Annotated in this window: 19 protein-coding genes and 2 tRNA genes; 12 read left to right on the forward strand and 9 right to left on the reverse strand. The window is 68.1% G+C overall.

Annotation, left to right across the window (positions count from 1 at the left end):
- Positions 1–167: 167 nt before the first annotated feature.
- The 8 genes from DNL27_RS00595 to rpmH all read right to left on the reverse strand — a co-directional run bounded on the left by DNL27_RS00595 (position 168) and on the right by rpmH (position 7,031).
- Complete coding sequence (locus tag DNL27_RS00595; RefSeq protein WP_370447116.1) at positions 168–1,445, reverse strand: ParB/RepB/Spo0J family partition protein; 1,278 nt, start codon at positions 1,443–1,445, stop codon at positions 168–170.
- 1,154 nt (positions 1,446–2,599) lie between these two features.
- The gene (locus tag DNL27_RS00605) at positions 2,600–3,454 is read right to left on the reverse strand and encodes a ParA family protein (protein ID WP_112234393.1); all 855 of its coding nucleotides are present in this window, start codon (positions 3,452–3,454) and stop codon (positions 2,600–2,602) included.
- 262 nt (positions 3,455–3,716) lie between these two features.
- On the reverse strand, positions 3,717–4,337 hold the full coding sequence (gene rsmG / locus DNL27_RS00610) for a 16S rRNA (guanine(527)-N(7))-methyltransferase RsmG (RefSeq protein ID WP_112235707.1): 621 nt from the start codon (positions 4,335–4,337) through the stop codon (positions 3,717–3,719).
- Positions 4,338–4,474: 137 nt separating this feature from the next.
- Positions 4,475–5,029 carry a R3H domain-containing nucleic acid-binding protein gene (locus DNL27_RS00615; RefSeq protein ID WP_112234394.1) on the reverse strand — a complete coding sequence of 185 codons (555 nt, stop codon included), beginning with the start codon at positions 5,027–5,029 and terminating at the stop codon, positions 4,475–4,477.
- Positions 5,030–5,042: 13 nt separating this feature from the next.
- Entirely contained in the window at positions 5,043–6,026 is a 984-nt protein-coding gene (gene yidC, locus DNL27_RS00620; RefSeq protein WP_112234395.1) for a membrane protein insertase YidC, read from the reverse strand.
- Positions 6,023–6,445: a membrane protein insertion efficiency factor YidD gene (gene yidD / locus DNL27_RS00625; protein ID WP_012399423.1), complete on the reverse strand. Its 423-nt coding sequence runs from the start codon at positions 6,443–6,445 to the stop codon at positions 6,023–6,025. The genes yidC and yidD overlap by 4 nt, the downstream gene beginning before the upstream one ends.
- A gap of 78 nt (positions 6,446–6,523) precedes the next feature.
- Positions 6,524–6,865 carry a ribonuclease P protein component gene (rnpA, locus tag DNL27_RS00630; RefSeq protein ID WP_012399424.1) on the reverse strand — a complete coding sequence of 114 codons (342 nt, stop codon included), beginning with the start codon at positions 6,863–6,865 and terminating at the stop codon, positions 6,524–6,526.
- 28 nt (positions 6,866–6,893) lie between these two features.
- Positions 6,894–7,031, reverse strand: a complete 138-nt coding sequence (gene rpmH / locus DNL27_RS00635) for a 50S ribosomal protein L34 (protein WP_012399425.1) — start codon at positions 7,029–7,031, stop codon at positions 6,894–6,896.
- A 459-nt stretch (positions 7,032–7,490) separates the two neighbouring features.
- Between rpmH and dnaA the strand changes: the two genes are divergently transcribed.
- From dnaA to DNL27_RS00685, 11 genes are all read left to right on the forward strand, one after another.
- A complete protein-coding gene (gene dnaA / locus DNL27_RS00640) occupies positions 7,491–9,185 on the forward strand; it encodes a chromosomal replication initiator protein DnaA (RefSeq protein ID WP_112234396.1) in 1,695 nt (564 codons plus the stop codon).
- Between the two features lie 607 nt (positions 9,186–9,792).
- On the forward strand, positions 9,793–10,917 hold the full coding sequence (dnaN, locus tag DNL27_RS00645; protein ID WP_012397076.1) for a DNA polymerase III subunit beta: 1,125 nt from the start codon (positions 9,793–9,795) through the stop codon (positions 10,915–10,917).
- Positions 10,918–10,921: 4 nt separating this feature from the next.
- Entirely contained in the window at positions 10,922–12,346 is a 1,425-nt protein-coding gene (gene recF / locus DNL27_RS00650) for a DNA replication/repair protein RecF (protein ID WP_112234397.1), read from the forward strand.
- Positions 12,339–12,932 (forward strand): DUF721 domain-containing protein, encoded by a 594-nt coding sequence (locus DNL27_RS00655; protein WP_012397078.1) that lies wholly within the window; start codon positions 12,339–12,341, stop codon positions 12,930–12,932. The genes recF and DNL27_RS00655 overlap by 8 nt, the downstream gene beginning before the upstream one ends.
- 252 nt (positions 12,933–13,184) lie before the next feature.
- Complete coding sequence (gene gyrB / locus DNL27_RS00660) at positions 13,185–15,245, forward strand: DNA topoisomerase (ATP-hydrolyzing) subunit B (protein ID WP_112234398.1); 2,061 nt, start codon at positions 13,185–13,187, stop codon at positions 15,243–15,245.
- 77 nt (positions 15,246–15,322) lie between these two features.
- Positions 15,323–18,028 carry a DNA gyrase subunit A gene (gyrA, locus tag DNL27_RS00665; RefSeq protein WP_041297238.1) on the forward strand — a complete coding sequence of 902 codons (2,706 nt, stop codon included), beginning with the start codon at positions 15,323–15,325 and terminating at the stop codon, positions 18,026–18,028.
- On the forward strand, positions 18,025–18,510 hold the full coding sequence (locus DNL27_RS00670) for a DUF3566 domain-containing protein (protein ID WP_041297239.1): 486 nt from the start codon (positions 18,025–18,027) through the stop codon (positions 18,508–18,510). The genes gyrA and DNL27_RS00670 overlap by 4 nt, the downstream gene beginning before the upstream one ends.
- Positions 18,511–18,601: 91 nt before the next feature.
- Positions 18,602–18,675, forward strand: a tRNA-Ile gene (locus DNL27_RS00675).
- A 45-nt stretch (positions 18,676–18,720) separates the two neighbouring features.
- Positions 18,721–18,843 carry a DLW-39 family protein gene (locus tag DNL27_RS12300; RefSeq protein WP_229566674.1) on the forward strand — a complete coding sequence of 41 codons (123 nt, stop codon included), beginning with the start codon at positions 18,721–18,723 and terminating at the stop codon, positions 18,841–18,843.
- Between the two features lie 52 nt (positions 18,844–18,895).
- A tRNA-Ala gene (locus tag DNL27_RS00680) sits at positions 18,896–18,968 on the forward strand.
- A gap of 263 nt (positions 18,969–19,231) precedes the next feature.
- Complete coding sequence (locus tag DNL27_RS00685) at positions 19,232–20,527, forward strand: Nramp family divalent metal transporter (protein WP_012397083.1); 1,296 nt, start codon at positions 19,232–19,234, stop codon at positions 20,525–20,527.
- 101 nt (positions 20,528–20,628) lie between these two features.
- Here the strand turns inward: DNL27_RS00685 and DNL27_RS00690 are convergent, their stop codons facing one another.
- Positions 20,629–21,540: a hypothetical protein gene (locus tag DNL27_RS00690; RefSeq protein WP_041297240.1), complete on the reverse strand. Its 912-nt coding sequence runs from the start codon at positions 21,538–21,540 to the stop codon at positions 20,629–20,631.
- 158 nt (positions 21,541–21,698) lie between these two features.
- Between DNL27_RS00690 and DNL27_RS00695 the strand changes: the two genes are divergently transcribed.
- Complete coding sequence (locus DNL27_RS00695) at positions 21,699–22,253, forward strand: peptidylprolyl isomerase (protein ID WP_112234399.1); 555 nt, start codon at positions 21,699–21,701, stop codon at positions 22,251–22,253.
- The last annotated feature ends 36 nt before the right edge of the window (positions 22,254–22,289 follow it).

A 22,289-nucleotide genomic window follows, 5' to 3' on the forward strand; every position in this document is an offset into this window, starting at 1 on the left:
CTCCCTGGCACCGTGATGATATGAGAACGCCCCGATGTTTTACGTGAAACATCGGGGCGTTCTGCCGTATCGGCCGGTGGAGCGCTGACCTGCGACCCCGTCCCGGGCGAGGGGCTACCCCGGGATGCAGGAAATCCCCAGACCCGTCGACGAGGTCATCGGCCCGATCAGCTCTCGGTGTCCATCTTGGGGTCCAGGACGTCGATGATGCGGTTCAGATCCTCCACGGAGGCGAACTCAATGGTCATCTTGCCCTTGCGGGCGCCCAACTGGATCTTCACGCTGGTGTCCAGCTTGTCCGAGAAAGCATCGGCGATGTAGCCCAGCCGGTCATCGTGGCGGGTGGACGGCGCCTTGCGACGCCCCTTCGACCGCTTGAGGCCGTCGGAGAGCGCCACGGCCTCCTCCGTGGCGCGCACGGACAGCCCCTCCGCCACGATGCGCTGCGCGAGCCGCTCCATGTCTGCGGGGTCAGTCAGAGCCAGCAGCGCCCGCGCGTGGCCCGAACTGAGCACCCCGGCCGCCACCCGTCGCTGCACGAGAGCCGGCAGTCGCAGCAGACGAAGGGTGTTCGAGATCTGCGGCCGTGAGCGTCCGATTCGCTCCGACAGCTGCTCCTGGGTGGCCCCGAACTCCTGCATGAGCTGCTGGTAGGCCGCCGCCTCTTCCAGGGGGTTGAGCTGTGCCCGGTGCAGGTTCTCCAGCAGGGCGTCGCGCAGGAGGTCGTTGTCCGGCGTCTCCCGGATGATGGCAGGGATAGTGTCCAGCCCGGCAGCCTGGACGGCACGCCAGCGCCGCTCACCCATGACGAGTTCGTACCGCTCCGGGCCCTCGTCACGGCTGGGGCGCACGACGACGGGCTGCAGAACACCGAGCTCCTTGACGGAGAAGGCGAGTTCCGCCAGTTCGTCCTCGTCGAACACCTGACGTGGCTGCTTGCGGTTGGGGTGGATGTCTGCGACCGACAGCTCCGCAAACACGGCGCCGGGAACCTCGCGGAGCTCCTCAGCTGCATGGTCGTCATCCCCGCCGCGGTTCGCGGCGGTCTTCTTCTGGCTGCCCGAGGCCGATCGAACCCCGGCCTTCTGTGCATCCGGGTTTTCAGCCGAAACTTTCCCCTCCCCGCTCGTACCGTCGACGTCGGAGGAACTCGTTCGATGATCCTCCACCGCCGTACCGGCCGCATCTGACTGAACGGAGGTCGCCGCAGGTGCCTCGTGCTCGGACGTGGCCGGCTGAGCTTGATGCGAGGACACCGTAGGAGATGATGTTTCACGTGAAACATCGTCACGCGCCTGACTCTTTGTAGGAGCTGGTTCAGTACTGGGACGTGACGCTACGCGTTCTGCGCCGGATGGTGCACCATGGTCAGCGGAATGTGCCATATCCGACGTTCTCGTTGCGCGAGCCTGCTTGCGCCCGGCACCCTGAGACTCGTCTGCCAGCTGCTCCCGGGGCTGAGCGACTCTTTTCTGCGCGACCCCAGGCGCCGGCCTCTGAGTACGGCCATTGGACCCATCATTGCGATCGTGTGGCTGCGCTTCCTGCTCGGACGGCAGGAAGAACATGTCGACGGGACGGCTCACCGACGTCGTGCTCCGAAGAGCCTGCACCATGTCGCGGCGCTTCTTTGTCTTCACGTCAGCTGGGCGACCCGCGTTCGATGCGGCTCGCGATGTTTCACGTGAAACATCGTCAACCCGGGAGCCCTTGGAGGCGCTGGTTCGCTGTCCCGCAGAGGTGGCTGCGGCGTTATCGGCGTTTTGCGACCTGGTTGAAGACGGCTGCGCTGCCTTGCTGCCAGCATTGGGTGCGGTCCGAGACGCGGACGACGCGGTCTTAGCAGATGTCGCGGACTTCTTTGCCGGGGTTTTCATCTTGATGCCGTTGCTCCGTGATGAGCTGGACGTTGCCGTCGCCGCCTCAGCACGATCTTGCGGTGCGTTCGACGGCGCGGAGGCCGCATCGCCCGCGCGCGGCGACGATGCCCTGTCCGACTGCTCCTCGGAAGTGTCCCCACTGGGGATGAGGGCGCCAAGTCCTCGTCCCAGGCCCCGTCGACGTTCAGCCACTGTCATGTCCTTTCCCTACGGATGTTCCACCCCATCGTAGTCGGTCGCGAGAAGACAGACGCGGTGCCCGCTCCATCGGGGCTCGCCGATGGGGTCGCTGGTCATCCCCCGCAGGATGGAGTTCCGGAGGAACCTGTGGTGACATAGGAATGGTCTCCGAACATATGCCACGCACGGGCTAGGGAGCGGGGGCTCCCGGGCAGGCTTTGCTTACCGTGAGGACCAGGAATGTTTCACGTGAAACATGGCCGGAAAGAGAGCGGGGTCAGGCCCGTAGGTCCACACAGCGGCCGTTGCCGAGTAAGGGTTACTTCGGGGCGGGAACTCACTCGCAAGACGACAGACCGCCCGTCAGCCGCAGCGAACCGCCTTGTTTGCCAACTGGTGGACCAGGCGCCGCGCCGTATGTACATCATTTCGCGCCCTACAGCCCTACAGCCCTACAGCCCTACAGCCCTACAGCCCTACAGCCCTACAGCCCTACAGCCCTACAGCGATGATGATGTCCCACGCCGCGCCTCAAAGCACTACGAGCGCGGTTCCCGCGTGGCGAGTTCGGCCGCGGCCTCAAGGTAGGACAGTGCGCCCGTAGAGCTGGGATCGTACGTGATCACGCTCTGCTGGTAGCTGGGCGCCTCGGAGATGCGCACGGAGCGCGGAATCATGGTTTCCATGACCTCGTCGGGGAAGTGCTGACGCACCTCGTCGGCCACCTGGGAGGCCAGGTTGGTGCGCCCGTCGTACATGGTCAGCAGGATGGAGGACACCGTGAGCTTGGGATTCAGGTGCTTCTGGATCATGGAGATGTTGTTGAGCAGCTGGCTCAAACCCTCCAGGGCGTAGTACTCGCACTGAATGGGGATCAGCACCTCGGTAGCGGCCACGAATGCGTTAATGGTCAGCAGCCCCAGGCTAGGCGGGCAGTCGATGAACACGTAGTCCAGTCGGGGGAGCCCCTGATCTTCACGCGCCGTGGCGTAGTCGGCCAGCGCGCGCTGCAACCTCTGCTCACGGGCCACCACGGAAACGAGCTCGATCTCGGCACCGGCCAGGTCGATGGTGGCCGGCAGGACCCAGAGGTTCTCCATCTCCGGGGACTCCTTGACCACGTCGGCCACGGGCACCTCGTCGATGAGCACGTCGTAGACGGAGTCGGCGTCCGAACCGTGGGGGATGCCCAGGGCCGTGGAGGCGTTGCCCTGAGGATCGTTGTCCACCACCAGGACGTTCTGCCCCTGCTTGGCCAGGGCAACCGCGAGGTTGACTGAGGTGCTGGTCTTGCCCACCCCGCCCTTTTGATTGCTGATGGTGATGTAGCGGGTGGCGGTCGGCGGATCCAGCTGCACGTTCTTCAGCTTGGCCCGGCGTTTGTTCTCTTCCACGAGTTTCCTCCCCAGGGCGGTATCAGCCACCGCGTCTTGTGCTGCGAGACCAGCGTGGCCCTCTGTTTCACGTGAAACGTGCTTCCCGCGATCCGGGACAACCTTTTCCGGCTGATTCGCGGGGTCGGGAGGGAGCCCGAAGTCGTGTCCGCGCGTCACGGCCTTGTCGGCGTGCTCCGGAGTGGTCATCGACGGTTCCTTCCCTGGCTGATGCGGTGCTCCCCGTAGCTTATCGGCATCCACACCCATCGCCCGGTGGGCCTCAGAGGACCAGGCGGACCACCGTGGTGGGCTCGGCCAGCAGGGACGCCCCAGCGGTGACCACCTCGGAGGAACGCACCCCGAAGCGACCGAACTTCTTGGACGCCCTGTCCATCTCCTCCTGGGCGGACCTCCCCTTGAGCGCGAGGAGCTCCCCCGAGCCCTTGAGCAGGGGGAGGGTGATGTCCACGAGACCGACAAGTGCGGAGACGGCACGCGCGGTCACCACGTCCACCGGTCCGACGTCCTTCTTCGCCTGTTCCGCGCGAGCCCGCAGAACCGTGACGTTGTCCAGTCCGAGGTCCGCAACCACCTCGTCGAGCCACACGACACGGCGCTCGAGAGGTTCCACGAGGGTGAGGTGCAGATCCGGCCGGGCGATCGCCAGGCAGAGCCCGGGCAGACCCGCACCCGAACCCACGTCCACCACCCGGGCGTCCGGAGCGATGAGCTCCTGCACCACGGCGCAGTTGAGCACGTGGCGTTCCCACAACCGGGGCGCCTCCCGGGGCCCGATCAGGCCGCGCACGATGCCCGAGGAGGCCAGGTACTCCGTGTAGCGCTGCGCGAGCTCCAGCCGCTCGCCGAAGATGGTGCGCGCGGCACCCTCCAGCTCACCCAGGGCGGGCGCGGGCTGGGGCTCCGGGGCCGCGCGGTGCTCGGAGGTCCCGTCGGTCCGTTCCTCCGCGGAGGGTACCGAGCGATCAGTCTGCCCGCTGCCGCTGGACGCCCGACGGCCGTGGGCGCGGTCCGCCGAGCTCACGCGCCCGCCGAGATGACGATGTGGCGGTCCGCTCCGTCACCCTCGGACTCGGACGTCAGACCGGCCTCGGCCACGGCGTCGTGCACGATCTTGCGCTCGTAGGCGGACAGCGGGGGCAGGTGGACGGGCTGGCCGTCCGCGCGGACCCGGGCCGCGGCGTCGTCGGCCATGGTGTGGAGCTGGGAGGCACGCTCGTCGCGGTGTCCGGCGACGTCCAGGATCAGCCGGCTGCGCCGCTGGGTGGCGCTGAGCACCGCCAGCCGGGCGAGCTCCTGCAGGGCGTCGACCGTCTCGCCGTCGCGGCCCACGAGAGCCTGCAGCTCGGCGTCGTCGTCCTCGGCGACCACGGACACGTAGGTGCGGCCATCCCGCACCTCGATGTCGATGTCACCGTCGATGTCCGCGGTGTCGAGGAGCTCCTCGATGTAGTCCGCGGCGATCTCGCCCTCCTCCTCGAGGGGGGAGAGCGAGGACTCCTGGGCGTCGACCTCGCCCGCCTGCGCCTGGGCGTCCTGCGGGGTGGTCTCCCGGGTGTGGTCCGTCTCGTTCATGGCAGGCGACCTCTCAGCCGTTGTTCTTCTTGGTCTGCTGCTTCTGGCGCTTCTTGGACACGGGCTGGTTGCGCTGCCCCGCGGCCGCCCGCACCCGCTGCTCCTCGAGCTTGTCCTCGTGCTCCTTCTTGGACATGCCCACGGGAGGCAGACCCCTGGCCGCACGACGCTCGTTGAGCTCCCGCTCGGCCTGCGAGCCCTTGGTGGGGTTGTTGCGGATGACCCACCACTGCTGGCCCATGGACCAGAGGTTGGACACGGTCCAGTACACGAGCACGCCCAGCGGGAAGTTGATGCCGCCGATCGCGAAGATCAGCGGGAACAGGTAGAGCATCATCTGCTGCTGGCGGTACATGGGCGACTCCTTGGCGGAGTCGCTCATGTTGCGGGAGGTCAGCTGCTTCTGGGTGATGAACTGCGTGGCGCTCATGGCCACGATCATCACGAGCGCGAGGACCACGGTGGCCGCGTGGTTGCCCGTGCCCGGTTGCATCAGCGTGGAGAACAGGGGAGCACCGAAGATGGTGGACTCGTTGAACTGGTGCACCATCTGCGGCGTGAGCAGGTGGATGGCCTCGTTGTTGGCCGCCGCCTGCGGCACCGAGCGCAGCACCTGGAACAGCGCGAAGAAGATGGGCATCTGCACGATGATGGGCAGGCACGCCGCGAACGGGTTGGACCCGTGCTCCTTGTACAGCGCCATCTGCTCCTCGGCCATGGCCTGGCGGGAGAGCTGGTCCTTCTTGCCCTTGTACTTGGCCTGCAGCTTGGCGAGCTCCGGCTGCAGCTCCTGCATCCCCCGCATGGACTTGATCTGCTTGAGGAACAGCGGGATGGTCAGCGTGCGCATCACCAGGGTCAGGCCCACGATGCACAGCACCCAGGTGAAACCGGAGGTGGGGTCCAGCCCGATCAGGGTGAACAGTTCGTGGAACGCCCACAGGACCGCGGAGACGATCCATTTGAAGGGCAGCAGAATCATGTCGAAGAAGTTCATCGAGCCTCAGCTCCTTGAGCCGCGTGCTGGCGGTCCTGGCAGTCGTGCGTGTACTCGCGCACGAGGTTCGGGTGGTTGAGCAGAACGATCTTGGGGGTCTCGACCGCGGAGGAGAACTCCCGGCCCCCCGCAGGGACCCTGTCGATCCCCCCGGCCGCCCACGGATGGCACCGCAGCAGCCGCCGGACGCTCAGCCCCAGACCGCGCACCGCCCCGTGGACCGTGAAGGCTTCCAGCGCGTAGGCGGAGCAGGAGGGGAAGTAGCGGCACACGTCCCCGTACAGCGGGGACACGATGGTGCGGTAGAGCTTGAGGAGCGCGATGCACAGGTTCTGCGGCGCCTTCTTGACGGCGCTCAGCAGCCCCCCGGAGGTGTCGTACTCGTGCGGTGCGCGCGCAAGGAGCTGTTCAGGAGTCACCCGTGACGCCACGCGCACCTCCTTCTCGATCGACTACCCGGCAGGTTACGGCATGGTGCCCGGGGCTTGCTGGGAAACTCACGCGCAGCGGCGCACGGCGGTGGCGACGGCGGACCGGTAGTCCCGCGCCAGTTCGTCCCACGGCGCGGTGGCGGCGGGAGGCAGCGCGCGGACCACCAGGTCCATGCCCTCCGGCCGTTCGCGAACCGTCTCGGCGCTCAGCTCTCGGAGCCTGCGCTTGACCTTGTTGCGGGTCACCGCGTTGCCCACGGCCTTGGAGACCACGAACCCCACGCGGCTGGGTGCGCCCGTGCTCAGGCGCACGGATACGACGACGTTCCGGCGGCCCCCACGGGCGCCGGAACGTACAGTGGTCGAGAAGTGCGCAGAGGTCCGCATCCGGTGCCTGGTGGGCAGCACGATGCGAACCTCGCGGGGTGGGGAGGGCTCAGGCCGAGAGGCTGGCGCGGCCCTTGCTGCGGCGGGCGCCGATGATGGCGCGGCCGGCACGGGTGCGCATGCGAGCACGGAAGCCGTGCTTGCGGGCGCGACGGCGGTTGTTGGGCTGGAAAGTCCGCTTGGGCATTAGTCACTCCACGAGGTTGGACAACGGTGAGCCAACTGCAGGATGTCGCAGGGGGCGCACGCGGTAGGTTTCAGGGGGCGTGCAGGCACGCAGAAATCACGGCCCAACACGCACAAGACTAATTCACAGTAGTCGATCCGCCCCCGGGGGTCAAATCCCGTGCCCGTCCGCGAGCCCTCCCCGCAACGGCCCACCAGGGGTTCGCGGTCTCTCCACATCTGTGCAGACGGACCTCCACAGCGGTGTGGAAAACGGGTTCTGCACCCCGCCGGGAGGACGGTTATCCCCAGCCCGGAACTACATCTTTGTAGTTCTCCGGGCCCGCGAATCCGGGCTATGAACTGCCCCGATCCATGTTCTAGGCTGATCCCCACGGCCGCCCCCTCATGATTTATCCACCGCTGTGAACAACTCTGTGGAAAACTGGGCCGTCCCAGTCCATCACGTCAGGAGTCGCTCATGCAGCAGGACAACCAGGCTTTGCTCGAACAGTGGGCAGAGTGCGTCCGCGCCATGAACGAGAACCCGCGTGTGAGCGGCAGGGCCCGGGGGAACATCGCCGTGTGCGAGCCCCGGGGGCTCATGGGCACCACGCTGCTGGTGGCCGTCCCCAGTGAGGTGACCCGTGAGTATCTGCAGCACCGGCCCATGTCCGACGTGCTGGACGAGACCGTGCACCGCGTGTTCGGCACGGAGACCCTCGTGGCCTTCGTGGTGGACCCGGAGCTCGAGATCCCCCGCTCCACGAGCGGTCCCGCCGCATCCCCCCGGCACGAGGACGCCGCCGCACCGCACCCCGCCCCCTCCCGGACCGAGGGTTCAGGAGCGCAGCGGTCCCACGACGCCCGCACCGGCGCCTCACGACCCTCCCTCACGGAGATCGAGGCGGAGCGGGCACCCGGGTCCTTCCTGACTCCGCAGGAGCAGGCCGCCGATCCGGGTGAGCGCTTCGTGCGTCCCGCCGCGGGCGAGGACCGGATGCGCACGGACGAGCAGATGAGGACCATGCCCCCGCGCCGGGACCAGGAACGGCCCGCCCCGGCACACGAGCCCCGCGAGGTCCTGAGCACGGGCAGCGGCTCCGACACCAGCCCGGCCGACTCCGAGTGGGACAGCTCCGCCCGGTTGAACCCCAAGTACGTCTTCGACTCCTTCGTGATCGGCCAGTCCAACCGCTTCGCCCATGCCGCAGCCTTCGCCGTGGCCGAGACGCCGGCCAAGGCATATAACCCGCTGTTCATTTACGGGGACTCGGGGCTGGGCAAGACCCACCTGCTGCACGCAATTGGGCACTACGCCAAGCGCCTCTACCCCAAGATGCGGGTGCGGTACGTGAACTCCGAGGAGTTCACCAACGACTTCATCAACTCCATCCGGGACGACGAGGGCTCGTCCTTCAAGGGCATCTACCGCAACGTGGACCTGCTGCTGATCGACGACATCCAGTTCCTCGCGGGCAAGGAGCACACGCAGGAGGAGTTCTTCCACACCTTCAACGCGCTGCACAACCACGAGAAGCAGATCGTGATCACCTCGGACATGCCGCCCAAGCAGCTCACGGGCTTCGCGGAGCGCATGCGGTCCCGGTTCGAGTGGGGTCTGATCACGGACGTCCAGCCGCCCGAGCTGGAGACGCGCATCGCGATCCTGCGTAAGAAGGCCATCAGCGAGGGGATGGACGCCCCGGACGACGTGATGGAGTACATCGCCTCGCACATCTCCACGAACATCCGCGAGCTCGAGGGCGCGCTGATCCGCGTCACGGCGTTCGCGTCCCTGAACAAGCAGCCCGTGGATCTCCCGCTGGCCGAGCTGGTGCTCAAGGACCTGATCACGGACGACGGCGGGCAGGAGATCACCGCGGCGTCGATCCTCGGCCAGACCGCGGCGTTCTTCAACATCACGCTGGACGAGCTGAAGTCCAAGTCCCGCACGCGCACCCTCGTGACGGCTCGCCAGATCGCCATGTACCTGCTGCGCGAGCTCACGGACATGTCGCTGCCCAAGATCGGGCAGGAGCTGGGCGGCCGCGACCACACCACGGTGATGCACGCGGACCGCAAGATCCGCACCCTGATGGCCGAGCGCCGTCAGATCTTCGACCAGGTCACGGAGCTGACCAACCGGATCAAGCAGCAGTCGCGCGAGGGCTGAGCCGGGCGCCGCAGGGCGCCCGCCACGGGGAACCACCGCTGAGGGGTCCCGGACACCGCGTCCGGGGCCCCTTTCCTGTGATTCATCCACAGGCCGCAACCACGCGCCGACGGGAGAGACGCCCCCGGATCCACAGGCGGAAAAGGCCCTGTGGACACCGTGTGCACGAGCGGAAATCCTGCGATGTGGAAAAATCTGTGGACAGCGCGTCCGGATCCGTGGACAACTGCCGCGCAGCGGTGGGCGAAGCTGTGGAATCCCCGGAATCACGCGGAAGTTACGCACTCCACGCTCACAGACCGGCATCGAATCCTCCACAGCGCGTCAACACCCCGGACTCGCTCGGGAACTGGGATGCAGGCAGTTATCCACAAGTTCCACAGGGGTTATTAACACTTCTGACCCTTAAGAGAAGCTCCGCCGAACAACAAAAATCCCGACCGTCCGACCCCGAGCACCACACCGCGATCTCTGTAATTACAAGAATCTCCGAGGTACGCGGTGCAGCCACGCTGCACACGCCCACGGCACCGTTGGGGCGGCGTCCTCCCGGCCGGATACGATGCAGGCAGACACTCCCGTCCACAGCCAGAAGAGGGGCACCCCCGTGAAGTTCTCGGTCGAGCGCGACGTACTCGCTGAAGCAGTCACCTGGACTGCTCGTTCGCTGTCCCCGCGACCCCCCGTGCCCGTGCTCTCGGGTCTGCTGATCAAGGCCGAGAACGGATCCCTCTCCATCGCGAGCTTCGACTACGAGATCTCAGCACGCCTGACCATCAGCGCGGATGTCGTGGAGGAGGGCACCACCCTGGTCTCGGGCCGGCTGCTCGCGGACATCTGCCGCTCCCTGCCGTCCGCACCGGTGCAGCTCGAGGCCGAGGGCGGCAAGGTCACGCTCACGTGCCGCTCCTCCAAGTTCAACCTCGCGGCCATGCCCGTGGACGACTACCCCCAGCTACCCGGTCTTCCCGAGCTCTCCGGAGTGGTCGCCGGGGACGAGTTCGCCCACGCCGTGGCACAGGTGAACATCGCCGCGTCCAAGGACGACACCCTGCCGATCCTCACCGGCATCCGCATGGAGATCGAGGGCGAGAAGATGACCCTGCTCGCCACGGACCGCTATCGCCTGGCCATGCGGGAGCTCACCTGGCGGCCCACCGATCCCACCATCTCCACCGCGGCGCTGATCAAGGCCAAGACCCTCAACGACATCGCCAAGACCCTGGGATCCTCCGGGGACGTGAACATGGCGCTAGCCCCGAACACCGAACTGGTGGGCTTCGAGTCGGGCGGGCGGCGCACCACGAGCCTGCTGATCGACGGCGAGTACCCCAAGATCCGCTCACTGTTCCCCGAGAACACGCCGATCACCGCGGTGGTGCGCACCTCCGAGCTCGTCGAAGCCGTGCGGCGTGTGTCCCTCGTGGCCGAGCGCAACACGCCGGTGCGCCTGGCCTTCAGCGACGGCCAGGTGGCGCTCGACGCCGGGACCGGTGAGGACGCCCAGGCCTCCGAGGTACTGGACGCCCAGCTCAACGGGGACGAGATCACCGTGGCGTTCAACCCCACGTACCTCTCCGAGGGGTTGCACGCCTTCGACTCGCCCTTCGTGCGCTTCTCTTTCACCGCCCCGCCGAAGCCCGCGGTGCTCTCCGCGCAGGAGGAGCTCGACGGCGAGGACACCGTGGAGTACAAGTACCTGCTCATGCCGGTCCGCCTGCCCAACCAGTGATCGTGTGTTCGTAGACCACCTCTCGCTGCTGGACTTCCGGACCTACGCGGGCCTGGACCTCGCGCTCACCCCGGGGCTCACGGTCTTCGTGGGGCCCAACGGGGTGGGCAAGACCAACATCGTGGAGGCCGTCGACTGGGCCGCGACCCTCGGTTCCCACCGGGTTTCGGGCAACACCCCGCTGATCGCCACCGGTGCGGAACGGGCCATCGTGCGGCTGCGGGTGAACCGCGGTGGCCAGCGCACGGTCCTGGAGCACGAGCTCAACGCCACCCGGGCCAACAGGGTGCGGATCAACCGGGCGGCGCCCGTCCGCGCGCGCGAGTCCCTGGGGATCCTGCACACCGTGCTGTTCTCGCCGGAGGACCTCACCCTGGTCAAGGGGGACCCCTCCCACCGGCGGCGGTTCCTGGACGACCTCGCCACCGCGATGCGCCCGGTGCTCTCGGCCGCGCGCTCGGACTACGAGCGTGCCCTCAAGCAGCGCAACGCCCTGCTGAAGTCCACGCGGCGCTCACGCGGTCTCTCCGACTCCGACCGCGCCACCCTGGCCGTGTGGAACGACCAGCTGGCCCGCGCCGGTGCCGCCGTGATGGCCGCGCGGCTCCAGCTGCTCAAGGCGCTCGAACCGGAGGTGGACCGCGCGTACCAGCAGCTCACCGAGGGTCCCAAGCACGTCACGCTCGAGTACGAGAGCTCGTCGGTTGCCCCCGGTGCGCAGCAGCAGGCCCTGCAGCACTTCTCCGTGGCGGACCTGCACGAGCTCATGATGCAGGCGTTCGAGCGTATGGAGCGCCAGGAGCGCGAACGGGGCATCACCCTGGTGGGACCGCACCGGGACGACCTCGTGATCCGCCTGGGCGACACGCCTGCCAAGGGCTACGCCTCCCACGGGGAGACCTGGTCCACCGCTCTCGCCCTGCGCCTGGGCTCGTGGTACGTCCACCTCGCCGACGACCCCTCGCCCGGTGCGGCCCCCGTGCTCATCCTGGACGACGTCTTCGCAGAGCTGGACGCCCGGCGCCGGCGCCGGCTCGCGGAGCTCGTGCGGCAGGCGGAGCAGGTGCTGGTCACCGCCGCCGTGGACGAGGACCTCCCGGCGGCGCTGCTGGAGCACTCCCACACGGTGGTGGATGTGGAACCGGGGGCGGTGCGCGTGCGGGGCGCCGCGGCGTCGTCGTCCCCGGCGGCCGCCCCGAGCGAGGTGACGACGCCGCACGCGGACCTGCCGCGCGAACCACCCGCCCCGGCGGGGTCACCGGAGCACGCGTCGGAGGCACCGGGCAGCACGGCACCGGACGGGCGCCGCCTGGAGACGCAGCGCTCCCAAGAGCAGCAGCCCGAACGGCAGCGGCCCGGCCAGCAGGACGCACGGACGCAGCAGTCCGACCTGCGCCGCCCCGAGGAACGAGAGCCCGGCGATGAGTGACACCGTCCCCCGGGACGTGGTGGACGCTGCGGCGGTGGCCCTGCAGCGGGCACGCAAGGCGGCGCGGGACCGAGGTGACATGCCGCTGTCCCAGGCGGCCGCGGCCAAGAACATGCGCGCCTTCGGCCTGGCCATGGAGGAGGGCACGGGCTCCCCGGCGCTGCGCAGCCGCAACCGGTACGGCACGGACCCCCGGCAGCTGGGCGGTTTCTCGGGCCCGGGACGCTCGGCGCGCGATCCGCGGCCGCTGTCCTCCGTGGTGGACACGCTCATGACCCACCGGGGGTGGAAGACCCCCGTGAACGTGAGCACCGTGCTCGCGGACTGGGCCTCCCTCGTGGGCCCGCGCAACGCCGAGCACACGTGGCCCGAGCACTTCGAGGACACCGTGGTGCGCGTGCGCTGCGACTCCACGGCGTACGCCACCCAGCTGCGGCTGATCCAGTCCGAGATCCTGCGCAGCTTCGCGGACAAGCTGGGCGAGGGCATCGTCACGCGGCTCGAGATCCAGGGGCCGGTGGGTCCCAGCTGGAAGCGCGGCCGGTGGGCGGTGCAGGGGCGGGGACCGCGGGACACGTACGGATAGGGCGCGGGCCGCCGAAAACCCGCCAGAATCGCGCGAGCCGCACCGCACCCCGGAAATGGCCTCACCCAGCCCCGCGGGGTCCCGGAGCGTCTGGGGGCCGTTGAGCGCTTGATCCGTGGGAACATCCGCTAGAATGGGAAGCCACAGATCTCTTCGCCCCGCCAGCCGATGAGCCGCGAGCCGTCTCATCGGCTGTACTCATGTGGGCCGGGCGGCGAGCGTCACCGATTACGCAGGAGGACCGGAAACCCCGTGGCTACAGAGGACTCCCCACAGCACGAGTACGGCGCGAGCGACATCACCGTCCTGGAAGGCCTCGAGGCGGTCAGGAAGCGCCCGGGGATGTACATCGGCTCCACCGGGCCCCGGGGTCTGCACCACCTGGTCTACGAGGTGGTCGACAACTCCGTGGACGAGGCCCTGGCCGGCTACTGCGACCACATCGAGGTGACGCTGCAGGCGGACGGCGGCGTGCGAGTGTCCGACAACGGCCGCGGGATCCCCGTGGACATGCACCCCACCGAGGGCAAGCCCACCGTGGAGGTGGTGATGACCATCCTGCACGCGGGCGGCAAGTTCGGGGGCGGCGGCTACGCGGTCTCCGGTGGTCTGCACGGCGTGGGCATCTCCGTGGTCAACGCCCTGTCCCGGCAGGTGGACACCGAGGTGCGGCGCCAGGGCCACGTGTGGCGGATGAGCTTCGCGAACGGCGGCCGCCCGCAGGGTGAGCTGGTCAAGGGCGAGGCCACGGAGGAGACCGGCACCACGCAGGTCTTCTACCCGGACGCCGAGATCTTCGAGACCGTGGACTTCGACTTCGAGACCCTGCGCGCGCGCTTCCAGCAGATGGCGTTCCTGAACAAGGGTCTGCGCATCACCCTCACGGACGAGCGTGCCTCGGACGAGACCGGCGAGGAGATCGCCGGGGATACCCCCTCGGACGCCTCCGGTCCGCTCGAGGGCCAGGACGGCGGCACGGCCGGGGGCGACGACGCCGCAGCGGCCGGCGCGCGGCAGGTGGTCTACTGCTACGAGGACGGCCTGCTGGACTACGTGACGTTCCTGAACTCCTCCAAGAAGGCGGACCTGATCCACCAGGACGTGATCTCCCTGGAGGTCGACGACCCGGACAAGAAGATGTCCCTGGAACTGGCCATGCAGTGGACCACGGCGTTCAACGAGTCCGTGCACACGTACGCCAACACCATCAACACGCACGAGGGCGGCACCCACGAGGAGGGTTTCCGCACCGCGCTGACCACGCTGATCAACCGCTACGCGCGGGAGAACAAGCTGCTGCGGGACAAGGACGACAACCTCACGGGCGAGGACGTCCGCGAGGGTCTCACCGCGGTGATCTCCATCAAGCTCTCCGAGCCGCAGTTCGAGGGCCAGACCAAGACCAAGCTGGGCAACTCGGAGGCGAAGACCTTCGTGCAGCGCGAGATGTTCGAGCTGTTCGGGGCCTGGCTGGAGCGCAACCCGAACCCGGCCAAGGACATCATCCGCAAGGCCATCTACGCGTCCCAGGCCCGGCTCGCGGCCCGCAAGGCCCGTGAGACCACGCGCCGCAAGGGTCTGCTGGAGTCCGGCGGGATGCCCGGCAAGCTCAAGGACTGCTCCTCCAAGGACCCCACGCTCTCGGAGATCTACATCGTGGAGGGCGACTCCGCCGGTGGCTCCGCGGTGCAGGGCCGTGACCCCGCCCACCAGGCGATCCTGCCGCTGCGCGGCAAGATCCTCAACGTGGAGCGCGCCCGCCTGGACCGTGCGCTGTCCAACGCCGAGGTGCAGTCCATGATCACCGCGTTCGGCGCGGGCATCGGGGACGACTTCGACATCGACAAGGCCCGGTACCACAAGATCGTGCTCATGGCGGACGCGGACGTGGACGGCCAGCACATCACCACGCTGCTGCTCACCCTGCTGTTCCGCTTCATGCGCCCGCTGATCGAGCACGGCTACGTGTACCTCGCGCAGCCGCCGCTGTACCGCATCAAGTGGTCCAACGCGCCGCACGACTACGTGTTCTCGGACGCGGAGCGGGACGCCGCCCTGGCCAAGGGGCTCGCGGGGAACCGCCGGCTGCCCAAGGACAACGGCATCCAGCGCTACAAGGGCCTGGGCGAGATGGACTACACCGAGCTGTGGGAGACCACCATGGACCCGGAGCACCGCACGCTGCTGCAGGTCACCATGGACGACGCCGCGGCCGCGGACCAGATCTTCTCGGTGCTCATGGGCGAGGACGTCGAGTCCCGCCGGGAATTCATCCAGCAGAACGCCAAGGACATTCGGTTCCTCGACATCTAGGCATGTCACCCGCCGGATATTCCCCAGCCGGCATGAACAGTGGACCGTGAGAGCTCACAAGGAACGGACAGCAACGCATGAGTGACGAGACCCAGGACGGCAACGGCCCCGTGGACCCGGAGAACACCCCCGAGGGCGTGGTGGTCGAGGACGTCGAGGTGACCTCCGACCGCGTGGAGCAGATCGACCTGCAGACGGAGATGCAGCGCTCCTACCTGGACTACGCGATGGCCGTGATCGTGGGTCGTGCGCTGCCGGACGTGCGGGACGGTCTCAAGCCCGTGCACCGCCGCGTGCTCTACACCATGTACGACGGCGGCTACCGCCCGGAGCGCTCGTTCAACAAGTGCGCGCGCGTGGTCGGCGACGTGATGGGCAACTACCACCCCCACGGCGACTCCGCGATCTACGACGCCCTGGTGCGTCTGATCCAGAACTGGACCATGCGCTACCCGCTCGCGCTGGGCCAGGGCAACTTCGGCTCCCCGGGCAACGACGGCGCCGCCGCGCCCCGGTACACCGAGACCAAGATGGCGCCGCTGGCCATGGAGATGGTCCGGGACATCCACGAGGACACCGTGGACTTCCAGGACAACTACGACGGCAAGCAGCAGGAGCCCACGGTGCTGCCGTCCCGGTTCCCGAACCTGCTGGTCAACGGCTCCGCGGGCATCGCGGTGGGCATGGCCACGAACATCCCGCCGCACAACCTGCGCGAGGTGGCGGACGGCGTCCAGTGGTACCTGCAGAACCCGGACGTGGACCGCGAGACCCTGCTGGAGGAGCTCATCAAGCGGGTCAAGGGCCCGGACTTCCCCTCGGGCGCGCAGATCCTGGGCCACAAAGGCATCGAGCAGGCCTACCGCACGGGCCGCGGCTCCATCACGCAGCGCGCGGTGGTCAGTGTGGAGGAGATCCACAACCGCACGTGCCTGGTGGTCACCGAGCTGCCGTACCAGGTCAACCCGGACAACCTGGCCATCAAGATCGCGGACCTCGTCAAGGACGGGAAGGTCCAGGGCATCGCGGACATGCGCGACGAGACCTCGGGGCGCACCGGCCAGCGCCTGGTGATCGTGCTCAAGCGGGACGCCGTGCCCAAGGTGGTGCTCAACAACCTCTACAAGCACACGCAGCTGCAGGAGAACTTCTCCGCGAACATGCTCGCGCTCGTGGACGGTGTGCCGCGCACGCTGTCCCTGGACGCGTTCGTGCACCACTGGGTGAGCCACCAGATGGACGTCATCGTGCGGCGCACCCGGTACCGCCTGAAGCAGGCGCAGGAGGAGGCGCACATCCTGCTGGGTCTGCTCAAGGCCCTGGACGCGCTGGACGAGGTCATCGCCCTGATCCGCCGCTCCCCCACCGTGGAAGAGGCCCGCAACGGGCTCATGGAGCTGCTGGGCATCGACGAGGCCCAGGCCCAGGCGATCCTCAACATGCAGCTGCGCCGCCTGGCCGCCCTGGAGCGTCAGAAGATCCAGGACCGGCACGCGGAGCTGCAGCGGCTGATCGCCGAGTACGAGGAGATCATCGCGTCCGAGGCTCGCCAGCGCGGGATCATCTCGGAGGAGCTCGCGGAGATCGTGGAGCGCTACGGGGACGACCGCCGCACCGAGGTCCTCTACGGCTTCGACGGGGACGTGTCCATGGAGGACCTCATCCCGCAGCAGCAGGTGGTGGTCACCATCACCCGCGACGGCTACGTCAAGCGCACCCGCGCGGACGAGTACCGCGCCCAGCACCGCGGCGGTCGCGGCATCAAGGGTGCCCAGCTGCGCGGGGACGACGTCGTGGAGCACTTCTTCGTGACGAACACCCACAACTGGATCCTGTTCTTCACCACCCTGGGCCGGGTCTACCGCGTCAAGGCCTACGAGTTCGTGGAGGCCGGGCGGGACGCCAAGGGCCAGCACGTGGCCAACCTCATGGAGTTCCAGCCGGAGGAGCGGATCGCCAAGGTCATGGAGCTGCACTCCTACCAGGACGCCCCCTACCTGGTGCTGGCCACGCGCAACGGCCTGGTGAAGAAGTCCCGCCTCACGGACTACGACACCAACCGCTCCGCCGGGGTGATCGCCATCAACCTGCGCGACGACGACGAGCTGGTCTCGGCCATGCTCGTGGACACCGACGACGACATCATGCTGATCTCGCGCCACGGCCAGTCCCTGCGCTTCACCGCGGACGACGACGCCCTGCGCCCCATGGGCCGCGCGACGTCCGGTGTCACGGGCATGAAGTTCCGCTCCGGTGACGAGCTGCTCTCGGCCAACGTGGTCAGCGACGACTCCCACGTGTTCGTGGTGACCGAGGGCGGCTACGCCAAGCGCACCGCGGTGCAGGAGTACCGGGTGCAGGGCCGCGGCGGCCTGGGCATCAAGGTGGCCAAGCTCGCCGAGGTCCGCGGGGGTCTCGTGGGCGGTCTGATCGTGGGCGAGAACGACGAGGTGCTCGTGGTCATGGAGAGCGGCAAGGTGGTGCGCTCCACCGTGAGCGAGGTGCCGGCCCGCGGCCGCGACACCATGGGCGTGATCTTCGCCAAGCCGGGGCCCAACGACACCATCGTGGGCGTGGCCCGCAACGCCGAGCGGGAGATCGAGAAGGAAGTGGCCGAGGAGGACGCTGCGGACGCCACCGGGCCGGGCGGCGTCGTCGTGGCCGAGACGGACGTGGCGGCGGACGGGTCCGTGCCCGAGGCCGAGGAGCAGGACGGCCCTGCGTCCGATGCGCAAAACGATGCAGTAGCGTTGGAGGACAACGACAACGGAGGTGACGCATGAGCGCGAGCTCGGCCTCGAAAGCGGGTCAACCCGCGAAGACTTCTGCCCCCAGGAAGTCGCCGTCCCAGCAGAACGGGAAGAGCTCCGGCAAGGGCCTCGTGCGACCCGCCCCCCGGGCCAAGGTGCGCCGCGCCCGCCTGGTGGTGTCCAAGGTGGACACGTGGTCTGTGCTGAAGCTGGCGTTCCTGCTGTCCGTGGCGCTCGGCATCATCACCGTGGTGGCCTCGCTGGTGCTGTGGCTCGTGCTGAACCTCACCGGGCTGTTCGAGGGCATCAACGAGCTGCTGTCGATGCTCGGCGGCAGCGCCGAGGGCACCGACATCAAGCAGTTCCTCTCGCTCGGCAACGTGGCCCTGTTCGCCACCCTGATCTCCGTGGTCAACGTGATCCTGCTGTCCGCGCTGTCCGTGCTGGGTGCGATCCTCTACAACATCGCGGCGTCGCTGATCGGCGGCATCGGGGTCACCCTCACCGACGACTGAGTGCGGCCCCGCCCAGATTTGGTGCGGGGATCAACCTCCGGTAAAGTCTTGGCGTGGCCAGCCAGAGAATGCTCTGTGGCGGTCACGCTGAGGGCGTATAGCTCAGACGGTTAGAGCGCTTCGCTGATAACGAAGAGGTCCCAGGTTCAATTCCTGGTACGCCCACCCATCGAATTCCCACCGCGAGTCGTCACTCGTCCGGAGGCTCCCGTGAAGTCACGCATTGCGGCACTGATCGCCGTGGCCGGCCTGTCCGTGGCGGCCTTCAAGTCCTGGCGCGAGTCCGAGGCTAAGCGGGACGCCTGGAATTCGGCAGTGGACCCCGTGGACTGAGATCCGCGGCACGGCGCTCCCGCCACCGGTGGAGGGCGCCACAACCGAATACGGGGCCTTAGCTCAGTTGGTAGAGCGCTGCCTTTGCAAGGCAGATGTCAGGAGTTCGAATCTCCTAGGCTCCACGGCAGCCCAACCCCCGGTCACCTCACGTGGCCGGGGGTTTTCGCGTTCCCGGAGCGTTGCGGCCGCTCCCGCTCGAGGTCCTCGCCGGTGCCGCGACCTCCCGGTGCCACGACCTCCCAGTGCCGAGGTCCCTGGCCGGTAACCGGTGACGACGCCGCGGGGCGCCACGGTCCGCCACCGTCGCGGTCCGCGCCGGGCTCCGTGACACACTGGTCACCACTGGCTGTGACGTCCCCCATATCCCGAGGTGCGGAGTACCCGAATGCGCGACAAGACCCCCCTGCAGCCCCTGGCGTCGGTGGACCCCCATGAACCGCTCGAGAGGATCGAACGGTGGAAGCTGATCGGCCCGGGTCTCGTGGTGGCGGCCACGGGTGTGGGGGCCGCGGACATGGTGGCCACGCTCACCGCCGGTTCTCGCTACGGCTACACCCTGCTGTGGGCGGTGGTGGCGGGCACCATCATGAAGATCGTGCTGGTGGAGGGCGCCGGGCGGTACTCGCTGGCCAGTGGCCGCACCATCTTCGAGGGCTGGCGCTCTCTGGGCCGGTGGACCTCGTGGTACTTCGGCCCGTACATCCTCATCTGGGGCTTCGTGTACGGGGCCACGGCCATGTCCTCCTCCGCGCTGCCCCTCGCGGCGCTGTTCCCGTTCCTGCCCCTGTGGGCCTGGGCGATCATCATGGGCCTGATCGGCTTCGCAATCGTGTGGGCCGGACGCTACGCCGTGGTGGAGAAGCTCACCGCGGCCATGGTGGGCATCATGTTCCTGGTGATGGTGGGCCTGGCCGTGATCACCCTGCCCAACATCCCGCAGATGATCACCGGGCTGATCCCCGTGATCCCGCAGGGCGGCGTGGTCTACACACTGGCCCTGGCCGGCGGCGTGGGCGGCACCATCACCCTGGCCGCTTACGGCTACTGGCTGCGGGAGAAGGGCTGGCACCAGCCCCGCTGGATGCGCGTGATGCAGCTGGACAACGCCGTGGCCTACACCGTGACGGGCATCTTCGTGCTCGCCATGCTCGTGGTGGGCGCCGAGGTACTCTACTCGGCCGGCTACGCCATCAGCGCCGGGGACAAGGGCCTGCTGGACCTGGACAAGGTGCTGCGCGAGCGCTACGGGGACGTGATCGGCGTGACCTTCCTGGTGGGCTTCTGGGCGGCCTCGTTCTCGTCCGTGGTGGGCGTGTGGTCCGGGGTGTCCCTGATGTTCGCCGACTACTGGGGCAACGTCCGCAAGAAGCCCAGCGGCCACCCGGACACCGTGAACGGCGGCAAGTACTTCAAGTTCTACCTGCTGTGGCTCACGTTCCCGCCCATGCTCCTGCTGCTGCTGGACAAGCCCGTGTTCCTGATCCTGCTCTACGGCGTGCTCGGGGCCCTGTTCATGCCGTTCCTCGCCGTGACCCTCCTGGGGCTGCTGAACACCTCGCGCACCCCCAAGCGGTGGCGCAACGGGATGTTCACCAACGCGGTGCTGGTGGTGTGCGCCGTGCTGTTCATCATCCTGGGCGTCTACCAGACCTACGACACGGTGGCGGGCATCTTCTCCTGACCCGCCCGGGCCCTGCCCACCGACGACGACGCCGCGCCCCTCCTGAGAGGGACGCGGCGTCGTGGTGGTCACGGGGCTCCGCGGGGGAGCCTCACGGAACCTCAGTGCTTGGTGTCACCCGGGTTGTGCTTGGAGGCGTTGTCCGGGGAGCCCAGCTTGGTGTCGTCGGTCTTGGAGCCCTTGATCTGCTCCTTGACCTCGTTGACGGTCTGCTTGGCGTCCTCGGCCACCGACTTCACGCTCTCCGTGGCGCGGTGGGCCGCCTGGGAGGCGGTGCCCTCCTTGTGCACGGAAGAGGTGGGATCCTTGATGTCGTCCACCTTCACACCGGTGCCGGCGGCCACGGTGGAGTTGGTGTTGACGGGGGAGGCCGACACGCGCGGGGACGCGGTGGCGGGGGTCTTCCAGGGATCCTGCACGGGGCGGGAGGCACGCCACGCGGCCACGCCCGCCACACCACCGGCCACGAGCAGACCGAGGACCAGCAGGCCCTTGTGGCCGCCCTGGGCCTTCTTCTGCTGCTTGGCGTACTCCTTGGCCGAGTTCTTGGCGGCCTTCTGGATGCGCTTGACGGTCTTCTTGTCACCGGTCAGCTTGGCCACGAGGGCGTCGAACTGGTCCGAGGTGTCAGCGTCCGCGACCTTGCCGGCCAGGGCGGCGACGGCCCCGGAGTACTTCTCCTGGGCGGCGGCGCGGCCGTGCTCGGTCTTCTTCGCGGCCTTGGCGGCGAGGGGAGCCGCGGCGGCGACACCGGCGGCCTTGGCCTTCTCGCTGCGCTTCTTGGCGTCCTCGCCGAGGCTCTGGGCCTTGCCCAGCCCCTCCTGCACGTACGGGCCGGTGGCCTCGACGCCGCTGGCGAGGGCGGAGGCGCCGGCCTGCACACCCTGCTGCAGCTTCTCACCGAGCTCACCGATCTCGGTGGACAGCCAGTCTCCTGCGTGGACGACCTTGGACTCGGCGGCCTTGTTGGCGGCCTTGACCTGCTTCTGGGCCTTGCTCTTGAACAAGCTCATGATGTCTCCCTCCTACGGTGGTGATCGCGTACATCTCCACCCCCAGCATACGTTCTGTGAGCTGGGAGACTCCCGGTGAACGGGAAGCACGCGGGGCTTTTCACTGTGCGCTGAACGGCTCCGGCCCGTCCTGACGGCGCCGCGGCGCGCGTGCCAGAATGGCAGCCATGACTTCCGCTATCGCCACGCACAAGGCCACCATCCACACCAACCACGGGGACATCGTGGTGGAGCTCTTCGGCAACCACGCCCCCAAGACGGTCAAGAACTTCGTGGGCCTCTCGGACGGCACCCAGGAGTGGGCCGACCCCCGCACCGGTGAGAAGCAGGACGGCCCGCTCTACAAGGACGTGGTGTTCCACCGCATCATCAAGGACTTCATGATCCAGGGCGGCGATCCCCTGGGTCAGGGCATCGGCGGCCCCGGGTACAACTTCGACGACGAGATCCACCCGGAGCTCAACTTCAACGCCCCCTACATGCTGGCCATGGCCAACGCCGGCACCCGCAACGGCCGCGGCACCAACGGCTCGCAGTTCTTCATCACCACCGCGCCCACCACGTGGCTGCAGGGCAAGCACACCATCTTCGGCGAGGTCGCGGACGACGCCTCCAAGAAGGTCGTGGACGAGCTCAACGAGGTCCGCACCGGCGGGCAGGACCGCCCCGTGGAGGACTGCGTGATCACCTCCATCGACGTGGAAGCCGTCTGAGTCCTTCACACCGCACAGCGTGGAGCCCACCCGGTT

Origin of the sequence: Kocuria sp. BT304, assembly GCF_003290245.1 — a bacterium.
Taxonomy (GTDB): domain Bacteria; phylum Actinomycetota; class Actinomycetes; order Actinomycetales; family Micrococcaceae; genus Kocuria; species Kocuria rhizophila_A.